This is a genomic window from Rubrivivax gelatinosus (assembly GCF_016583785.1).
Taxonomy (GTDB): domain Bacteria; phylum Pseudomonadota; class Gammaproteobacteria; order Burkholderiales; family Burkholderiaceae_C; genus Rubrivivax; species Rubrivivax gelatinosus_B.
In genome coordinates this window covers 1-7,847 of the sequence record NZ_NRRU01000158.1, presented here as the reverse complement: position 1 = coordinate 7,847, position 7,847 = coordinate 1, and the positions used below count along the sequence as shown (strand labels likewise).

At 74.2% G+C, this 7,847-nt stretch carries 7 protein-coding genes; 4 read left to right on the top strand and 3 right to left on the bottom strand.

Translation table 11 applies throughout. The features are described 5' to 3' along the window. Positions 1–296, top strand: a 296-nt coding sequence (locus tag CKO43_RS24265; RefSeq protein ID WP_200380266.1) for an EAL domain-containing protein, incomplete at its 5' end; no start/stop codon positions are given. A 19-nt stretch (positions 297–315) separates the two neighbouring features. Here CKO43_RS24265 and CKO43_RS24260 read toward each other — a convergent pair. Next, the gene (locus CKO43_RS24260; protein WP_200380265.1) at positions 316–1,086 is read right to left on the bottom strand and encodes an SDR family NAD(P)-dependent oxidoreductase; all 771 of its coding nucleotides are present in this window, start codon (positions 1,084–1,086) and stop codon (positions 316–318) included. A 117-nt stretch (positions 1,087–1,203) separates the two neighbouring features. On the opposite strand from CKO43_RS24260, the gene CKO43_RS24255 reads away from it, so the two are divergent. Then, positions 1,204–2,118, top strand: a complete 915-nt coding sequence (locus tag CKO43_RS24255) for a LysR family transcriptional regulator (RefSeq protein ID WP_200380264.1) — start codon at positions 1,204–1,206, stop codon at positions 2,116–2,118. On the opposite strand, the gene CKO43_RS24250 is transcribed toward CKO43_RS24255, so the two are convergent. After that, positions 2,119–3,786, bottom strand: coding sequence for a mechanosensitive ion channel domain-containing protein (locus CKO43_RS24250; protein WP_200380263.1), 1,668 nt, complete (start codon positions 3,784–3,786; stop codon positions 2,119–2,121). It abuts the gene before it with no gap. A 288-nt stretch (positions 3,787–4,074) separates the two neighbouring features. On the opposite strand from CKO43_RS24250, the gene CKO43_RS24245 reads away from it, so the two are divergent. Continuing rightward, positions 4,075–6,027, top strand: coding sequence for a tetratricopeptide repeat-containing diguanylate cyclase (locus CKO43_RS24245; RefSeq protein WP_346728402.1), 1,953 nt, complete (start codon positions 4,075–4,077; stop codon positions 6,025–6,027). Positions 6,028–6,036: 9 nt separating this feature from the next. Here CKO43_RS24245 and CKO43_RS24240 read toward each other — a convergent pair whose 3' ends face one another. Further along, entirely contained in the window at positions 6,037–6,981 is a 945-nt protein-coding gene (locus CKO43_RS24240; protein ID WP_200380261.1) for a LysR family transcriptional regulator, read from the bottom strand. Between the two features lie 92 nt (positions 6,982–7,073). Between CKO43_RS24240 and CKO43_RS24235 the strand changes: the two genes are divergently transcribed. Beyond that, the coding region (locus CKO43_RS24235) for an MFS transporter (protein ID WP_200380260.1) at positions 7,074–7,847 on the top strand (774 nt) is incomplete at its 3' end.

Below are 7,847 nucleotides of genomic sequence, written 5' to 3'. Positions count from 1 at the left end.
CGCTGCTGCACCTGAAACGTTTCCGCGTCGCCGCGATCAAGGTCGACGGCTCGCTCAGCCGCGACGTGATGTCGCACCCGGTCAGCGGCGACATCATCCGCGCGATCGCGACGCTGGGCCACAGCAGAGGTGCACGCGTCATCGCCGAGTTCGTCGAGACACGCGAGCAGCGCGACCGCCTGGCCGCGCTCGGCTGCGACGTCTTCCAGGGTTATCTGTACAGCCCGGCGTTGGCGCCCGACCTCTGCCTGGCCTACCTGTCGCGCTCGCGCGAGCCGGCGCCCTGCGACGGCTGAGTGCCGACCGCGCCAGCGCTCAGGCGAACATGCCGCCCGAAGCCTCGATGCGCTGGCCGGTGATCCAGCCGGCCTCGTCCGAGAGCAGCGCCGTGATCGCGCCGCCGATGTCCTCGGGGCGGCCGACGCGGCCGAGTGCGGTCTGGCCGGCGACGAAGGCGTTGAGCTGGGCGTTGTCGCGCACCGCGCCGCCGCCGAAGTCGGTCTCGATCGCGCCCGGCGCCAGCGTGTTGACGCGGATGCCGCGTGCGCCCAGTTCCTTGGCCAGGTAGCGCGTCAGCACCTCGACCGCACCCTTCATCGTCGCGTAGGCGGCGTAGCCCGGCAGGCTGAAACGGGTCAGCCCGCTGGAGACATGCAGGATGCGGCCGCCATCGGCCAGCAGCGGCAGCAGCGCCTGGGTGAGGAAGAACGGGCCCTTCAGGTGCACGTTCAGCAGCGCGTCGAAATCGGCCTCGCTCGTCTCGGCGAAGGCGGCGTGCACGCCGAAGCCGGCGTTGTGCACGACGGCGTCGAGCCGCGGCCGGCCGATGGTCGCGGCCAGCGCCTGCTCGAGCGCGGCGACGAAGGCCGGGAAGCTGCGGCTGTCGCCGGCGTCGAGCTGCAGCGCGACCGCGCGCCGCCCCAGAGCCTGCACCGCGGCGACGACGGCCTCGGCTTCGTCGGCGCGGCGGTTCCAGGTGAAGACGAGGTCCCAGCCGGCGCGTGCCAGCTGCAGCACGGCGTCGCGGCCCAGGCCGCGGCTGCCGCCGGTGATCAATGCGGTGCGAGGGGTGGCGAGCGTGTCCATGAGGGCTCCTTGACATGACGGGAGGCGGCCGGGCGGCTGCCTTGGCCATACTTTAGGAGTTCGTCCCGGCGGGATAAACAATGCTTGATTGGCAACACTGATCGAAAATATCGACCAATGACGTCACACGCCGTGCTTTCGCCCGAAGACCTGCGCATCTTTCTGCGGGTTGCCGAACTTGCCAGCTTCACCGAGGCCGCGCAGCGCCTGGGCCTGCCGCGCGCGACGGTGTCGACCGCCGTGCGCCGGCTCGAGGAGCGCCTGGGCACACGGCTGCTGCAGCGCACGACGCGGCGGGTGCAGACCACCGACGACGGCCGCGCCTTCGTCGAACGCTGCCAGGACGTGCTCGCCGACCTCGACGAACTGCGCACGCTGTTCCAGCATCAGCCGCAGGCGCTGACCGGCCGGCTGCGTGTGGACATGCCGCTGGCGATGGCGCGGGAGTTGGTGCTGCCCCGGCTGCCCGAGTTCCTCGAGCAGCATCCCGGGCTGACGGTCGAGATCGGCAGCTCCGACCGCCGCGTCGACCCGGTGCGCGAAGGCTACGACGCGGTGATCCGTGTCGGCGCCGTCGTCGCCGAGCAGCTCGTCGCGCGGCCGCTGGGGCGTTTTGTGATGGTCAACGTCGCCAGCCCCGGCTACGTCGCGCGCCATGGCGAGCCGCGTTCGCTGGACGAGCTGGCCTCGCACCGGCTGGTGCACTACCAGCCCAACCTCGGCGACCGCCCGGTCGGCTTCGAGTACCTCGGCGCCGATGGCACGACGCATGGGGTCGAGATGGCTGGCGTCGTCACCGTCAACACCACCGACGCCTACGTCGCCGCCTGCGAGGCGGGGCTGGGCATCATCCAGATCCCCGAGGCCAGCGCGCGCGAGGGCGTGGCGGCCGGCCGCCTCGTCACGCTGCTGCCGGGCTTCGTGCCGCCGCCGATGCCGATCACGCTGCTGCTGCCGCACCGGCGCCACCTGCCGCGGCGGGTGCGTGCCTTCGCCGACTGGGTGCTCGCGCTGTTCGAGGCGCAGCGCTGATCAGGCCGGCGGCGGTTTCAGCGGCGGGCCGCCGGCGAACCACTCGCCCGGCGCGACGACCTGCGGCGCCGGCGGGTCGCTGCGGTAGTGCGGCGACATGATCTGCACGCCGTTTTCGTTGAACACGTCCTGGATGTTGGCCAGCAGCCGGTTCATCGCCTCGGCGCGGCTGCGCGGCGCGCCGCGGTCGGCCTGGGCGACGAGGCGGTACTCGACGTAGAAGTCCGACAGCGCCGTCTGCACGACGTAGGGCGCGGGTTCGGCGGCGACGCCGGGCGTGCGCCGCGCGGCCTCCAGCAGCATCGCGTGCACCTGGCGCCAGGGGGTCGTGTAGCCGATCGTGACCCCGGTGTGCAGCACGAACTGCCCGTCCTGCACCAGGCGCGAGAAGTTGCGCACCGGCTGGCCGACGACGACGGTGTTGGGCAGGCTCACCTCCTCGCCCAGCCCGGTGTGCAGCTTGGTCGCGAACATGCCGATCGCGGTGACCGTGCCCTCGACCTCGCCGATGCGCACGTACTCGCCGACGCGCAGCGAGCGCGAGTACATCAGCCCGACCCCGGCCATCGCCTGGCCGACCACGCCCGAGGCGCCCAGCGACAGCATCAACCCGGCGAGCACCGTGACGCCCTTGAAGGACTCGCTGCTCGCACCCGGCAGGTAGGGATAGGCCAGCGCCAGCGCGAACAGCCAGACGAGCAGGTTGCCGATGCGCCGCGTCGGCACCGCGGTGTCGCGGTCCAGCCAGGCCAGGCCGAGCTCGCCCTGTTCGACGCGGCGCAGCAGCAGCGACAGCGCGCGTGTGGCCAGGCGCGCGAGCACGAAGATCAGCGCCACGATCAGCAGCCCCGGCACCGCGCCGGCGGCGCCGAGCGCGAAGTCGCCGAGCACCGTGAGCAGCCAGCCGGTGGCGCGTTCGCCCCAGGGCCGGGTGTAGGCGAACTGGCGCAGCACGAAGCCGGCCCACAGGTCCACCAGCAGCAGCGCGGCGCCCCAGGCGAGCGCGGCGCCGGCCAGCGCCGCGGCACTGCGCGTGTGCGGCAGATAGGTCGCGAGCACGCCGTCGCGCGCGGCCCGTGCCTGCCAGGCGTCGACGCGGCGGCCCAGGCGGGCGCTCGCCAGCCGCCGCAGCGCCAGCAGCGCGCGCAGCGCCAGCAGCACCGCCACCGTCGCTCCGGCGGCCCAGCCGGCGCCGGCCGCGAGCCGGCGCGGGTCCGCGGCTTCGTGTGCCTCCTGCAGCGCCTGCACCAGGCGGCGTTCGGTCTTCAGCGCCGCCGCGTCGAGCATGGCTTCGGGGTTGCGGCCGGGCAGATCGTCGGCGGCGAGGAAGAACATCGGCATGCCGTCGACGTCGAAACGCACGCTGTCGCCGACCCGTGTGTGCGTGACGACGCCGGGGCCGTGCCGCGCCGCCTCCTCCAGCGCGGCGCGTGCCATCGCGGCGCGTTCGGCCGCTGCGTCGCCGAGCAGCGTCGCGCGCAGGTCGGCGATGCGGCGGTGGTTCAGTTCCAGCGTCGCTGCGCCGGCGTCGGTGCCGTCGGCGGCGCCCGCCAGCGAGCCGGCGAATGCCAGTACCGTGGCGGCCAGCAGCCGCGCGGCGCCGCCGCGCCAGGCGCCGGATCGTGTGCCCGGCGGCGGGACCGCCCGGCATGCGGTGATCTGAACCACGCCCCCTCCTGCTGCGGCGCTTGCAGCCGCCCGTTTGTGGGCCCGGCGCGGCGCGTTCGTGGCGGCCGTCGCACGGGTCGGCGGGCAGTCTACGCGCAGGGGCCGGCCGCCCGCGGCGCGGCTGATCCAGGCGCGGTGGCGCGCCATCCGGCGCGGCTATGCTTGCCGGCTGCGGTGCGGCCGTTGGTGGCCTTGAGAATCCGGCCCGGATCAGCGGCCGACGGCCGCGGGAAGCAGGGAGTCGGGATGCAGTCCGCAGGAGGGAAGGTGGCCAGGCGTGCGCCGTCCGTGAATGCCGCGAAGCGCTGGCTGCCGATCGCGCTGTGGCTGTGCGCCGGGCTCGCCGTCGCCGAGCCACGCGCCCCGGTGCCCGGCGCGCTCGGCCCCGAGGAGCGGGTGCTGGACAACCTGTTGCGCGCCGACGTCGGCCGCCCGGTCGAGCAGCGCCTGGCGCACATCGACGCGCTGCGTGCCGACCCGCGCTGGGCGGGCCCCGGCTGGCAGGCGCTGCTGGCGGTGGAGCGTTGCGCCGCGGCGCCGGACGGCAGCCCCGGCGTGCTCGCGGCGCTCGAGTCGCGTTCCGGCCGCGACGCCGACCCGCAGACGCGCGTGGCCGTGCTCAAGTGCCGCCAGTGGGCCGCCGACCACCGCGGCGACCCGAGCGACAACTACCGCTGGGCGCGCGAGGCCTGGGGCGTGCTCGACGAGCTCAAGCTGAGTTCGCTCGCCTTCCGCGTCGCCCGCGACTACGCCGACGAGGCCTCCTACGCCGGCGCGCTGGACGAGGCGCTGATCGCGGTCTCGCGTGCCCTCGAGATCGCACGCGGAGCCGGCGATGCGCTGCGCGAAGCCGACGCGCTGACGACGCTGGCGCTGATCCAGTCCGAGCTCGGCCGCCACGACGACGCGCTGCGCAACAGCGACCGCGCGCTCGAACTCGACCCGGCGATCGAACGCAGCGACGAGAAGCTGCTGGCGCGCAGCGCGCTGCAGATCAAGGCCAGGCGCTACGACGCCGCGCTGCTGACGCTGCGCCAGGCGCTGGAGCTGGCCGACCGCGAAGGCGACCAGGAGTCGGTGCTGGCGATCCGCATCAATCTGGCCGCGGTCTACCACCACACCGGCCGCGCCACCGAGAACCTGGCGCTGACCGCCGCGCTGCTGCCCGAGGCGCAGCGCCTGGACATCCAGTACCTCAAGCCCTACGTCTACATCGCGCGCGCCTTCGCGCTCGCCGACGCCGGCCAGGTGCAGGCCGGCAGCGAGATGTTCGAGCGCGGGCGCGACTGGTTCGAACGCGGCGGCGAGGTCAACCAGATGGCCGACAGCCTGCACGACTGGGCACGCGTGCTGGCGCGCTGGGGCCGCTGGGAGCAGGCCTACGCCGCTTCGGCGCATGCCGCCGAGCTGCACGAACGCACCCAGCGCGAGGCGCGCGAGAAGAACGCCAACTTCCTGGCCGCGGTGCTGGAGAGCGGGCGCAAGGACCTGGACATCGAGCGCCTGCGCCACCAGGGCGAGACCGCGCGCCTGCAGCTCGAGGCCGAGCGCCTGACGCAGCGCACCTGGGTCGTCGTCGGCATCGCGGTGCTGCTGTCGACGGCCTCGCTGCTGTTCGTGCACCTGCGGCTGCGCCGCGCCAACCACCAGCTGCGTGCGGCCAACGTCGCGCTCGACTACGAGAGCACGCACGACCCGCTGACACGCGCCTACAACCGGCGCTACTTCGAACGTCTCTTCGAGCAGCGGCGCGGCCGCGGCCAGGGCCGGGTGCTGCTGGTGCTGCTGGACATCGACCACTTCAAGGCGATCAACGACCGCCACGGCCACGCCTGCGGCGACCGCGTGCTGCTCGAATCGAGCCAGCGCCTGGCGCACTGCGTGCGCAGCGCCGACCGCGTCGTGCGCTGGGGCGGCGAGGAGTTTCTGGTCTTCGTCGACGAACCCGCCAATGCCGAAGCCGAACGTTGCCTGGTGCTGCGGCTGCTGGAGGCGGTGGCCGCGGCGCCGTTCGAGCTGCGCGGCGTGCCGGTGGGCGTCACGGTGTCGATCGGCTTCGGCTCCTTCGAGCTGGCGCCCGGTTTCGACCTCGACCTCGCGCTCGCCGACGTCGACGCCATGCTCTACCGCGCCAAGCGCAGCGGCCGCCACCGCGCGATCGGCCGGCTGCACGGCGCCGCCGAGCCGGTGCTGCTGCTGCCGACGCCGCCGGCGGCCTCGGTCACCACGCTGTCGGCCTGAAGCCGGTGTTCAGGCGCTGGCGCGGGTCGGCGCCACCATGCCCGAGAGCGTCGGCATCGCCGCGCGCATCGTCGCGATGAAGGCGCGCAGCCGCGCCGGCTGCAGCCTCGCCGGCGGGTGCAGCAGGTACACCGGCAGCGGCGCCGCGGCCCAGTCGGGCGCCAGCTGCACCAGCCGGCCGGCGGCCAGGTCCTCGGCCACCAGCCAGGACGAGATCAGCGCCGCGCCGGCGCCGCCGCGGGCCGCTTCGCGCAGCGCGTACAGGCTGTCGGTCGTCAGCCGCGGGCGGATCGCCAGCCGCAGCCACTCGCCGCTGCGGCGGTCCTGCAGCTCGACCTCGTCGCGGTAGAAGCTGCCCGCCGCCAGCCAGGGCAGGGCCTCGAGTGCGCGCGCGTCGGCCGGCGGCGCCCCGCTGCCCCACAGGCCCGGCGCGGCGACGACGAAACGCGGCACCTCGGCCAGCCGCACCGCGACCAGCCCGGGCTCCTCGACCACGCCGACGCGGATCGCGCAGTCCACGCCCTGGGCGATGAAGTCGGGCAGCCGGTCGTGCAGCAGCCACTCGACCGAGACCTCGGGGTGGCGGCGCAGGAAGTCCAGCAGCGGCGCCACCAGCTGCTGCTGGCCGAAGGCGTGCGGCACGACGACACGCAGCCGGCCGCGCGGCTCCTCCTGCACGCCGCGCAGGTCGGCCTCGACCGCGTCCCAGCGTTCGAGCAGCGCGCGTGCGTGCTCGTAGCAGCGCTGGCCGTCCTCGGTGGGTTTCATCGTGTGCGTCGAGCGCTGCAGCAGGTTCAGGCCGAGCGAGCGTTCCAGCTGCTGCAGCCGGCGGCTGATCGTCGGCTGCGTCGTGCCCAGCGCCACGGCCGCGGCCGACAGGCTGCCGCCGTCGACGATGCGCACGAAGGTCAGCAGCAGCTCCAGCCGGTCGGCGCCGGCAATGGCTTTGGTCATGCGCTCAGCGTATGACAAATCTGCTTGTGGCGCTACTACAGCGCTCGGAGATGCGCGGGAAGAATGGCGGCATTGAATCGCAGGAGTCCACGATGTCCGCAGTTCCCGCTCCCGCCCCGCTGTCGCCGCTGCCCACTTCCAGCCATACGCCCGCGCCGCCCGTCGTGCTGATGGCCGCCGGCGCCGGTTTTGCCGTCGCCTCGATCTATTACGCCCAGCCGCTGCTGGCCGCGCTCGGCGGCGATCTCGGCGCCGGCGCCGGCGGTGTCGGCCTGGTGCCAACGCTGACCCAGTTCGGCTACGCCGCCGGCCTGCTGCTGCTGGCGCCGCTGGGCGACCGCAGCGACCGGCGCACGCTGATCGCGGTCAAGGCCGCGCTGCTGACGCTGGCGCTGCTGGCGGCCGGCCTGGCGCCGGGGCTGCCGGCGCTGCTTGCGGCCAGCCTCGTCATCGGGCTGGCGGCGACCTTGGCCCAGGACCTGGTGCCGGCGGCCGCGGCGCTGGCTGCGCCCGAGCGCCGCGGCGCCACGGTCGGCAGTGTGATGACCGGGCTGCTGATGGGCATCCTGCTGTCGCGCGTGGCCAGCGGCCTGCTGGCGGCGCAGTTCGGCTGGCGCAGCGTGTTCTTCGCCGCCGCGCTCGCGGTGGCGGCGATCGGCGTCGCGCTCTGGCGCGGGCTGCCGCACATCGCGCCGACCACGCGCCTGGCCTACGGCGCGCTGCTGGCGTCGATGGTCGCGCTGTGGCGGCGCCACGGCGCGCTGCGCCGCGCGGCCTACGCCCAGGCCTTGCTGTCGGTCGGTTTCAGCGCCTTCTGGTCGACGCTGGCGCTGGCGCTGCAGGCGCGCCACGGCCTGGGCGTAGGC